This is a genomic window from Marinobacter lipolyticus SM19 (assembly GCF_000397065.2).
Lineage (GTDB): Bacteria > Pseudomonadota > Gammaproteobacteria > Pseudomonadales > Oleiphilaceae > Marinobacter > Marinobacter lipolyticus.
The window spans coordinates 1-1,106 of the sequence record NZ_KE007312.1 but is presented as its reverse complement, the minus strand read 5'-3'; the positions used below and the strand labels follow the sequence as shown (position 1 = coordinate 1,106).

The following is a 1,106-nucleotide window of genomic DNA, read 5'->3' as shown; positions in this document are numbered from 1 at the left end:
TCGGTGTAGTTGGGCAGGCGCTTGTTCTCGATGGTGAACGAGACTTGCCTGCCAGAGCCTTTTCGGTGGTCGGCGGAAGCCGGATTCTGCATACACTGATGCTTCTTCGGGCAGTGTCGGCATTGCAGCAAACGCCCTTCGAAGTGCACCCGGATTTTGCCATTCTCGGCTTCGCGTGTGCCCTGATAACTAATGGCGTTACCCGCTGGGCAGATGCACGTCAGGTTCACTGGATCGAACTGGAATTCACTGGCCGGGATGGTTTTCTTCCGGCCTGTATCCGGCAAATTCTGATGGCGTTTGCCGTACTTGTCTTTCTGGTTCTGGAACTTCGGATCCCGGCTGCGGAACCGGTTGTCTGGCACGTAGCCATTGATCTGCCGTTCGTGCAGATACTTCATATTGGCTTCGTTGGCGAAGCCGGTGTCGGCGGTGACGACCGCGCCTTGTTGGTAGATGCTCTCGGCGATGCCCAGCTTTTTGTAACGGGCTTCGACGGTTTCCAGTACCGGCTGTAGAGTGTGGTGTTCCTGCCCTTCGCCAAAGGCTTGGGCGTCGATGATGATCTGGTGTTTCCTGTCCACCGTGGCCACGCCGTTATAGCCCTGGATCGTGCCCTTGCTGGTGGTCATCTTGGCGCTTTCGTTGTCAGTCAGGTTGCTCTTCACTTCCTTGCTCCGCTTTCCCCGGCCCATCCGTGGGCGGTTCGTCTTTAGGAAGCGGTCCACTTTATTCATGGCTTCATCCAGCGAGAGAATGGTGTTCGCCCGACGGATATCCCGATCCAGTTCGGCCTCAGTTTCCGCCTCGTCCCGCTCGTAGTGCTCCTTCAGGTGGTGGCGGATCAGTCGTCGCAATTTCTCTCGCTTTTCACCCAGCTCTTTGAAGGTGCCGGACCATTCCTTGGCGGCATTCGAAGGCATCTTGCAGCCGTCGATGGCAAAGAGTTCGTTACCCAGAAGGCCCTGTTCATGGCAGACCAGCAGTACCTGCTCAAACAGCTCTTCAATCTCATTCGCATGACTGCTGACGAACTTGGCCAAAGTAGTGAAGTGCGGAACCGTATCGCAGGATAGTGCCTTGAAGATGATGTTGGTCTCGCAGCA

At 56.1% G+C, this 1,106-nt stretch carries 1 pseudogene; it reads right to left on the bottom strand.

The window, feature by feature from the left end:
- Positions 1 to 1,106, bottom strand: a pseudogene (locus MARLIPOL_RS06350) (transposase); the annotation flags it as partial.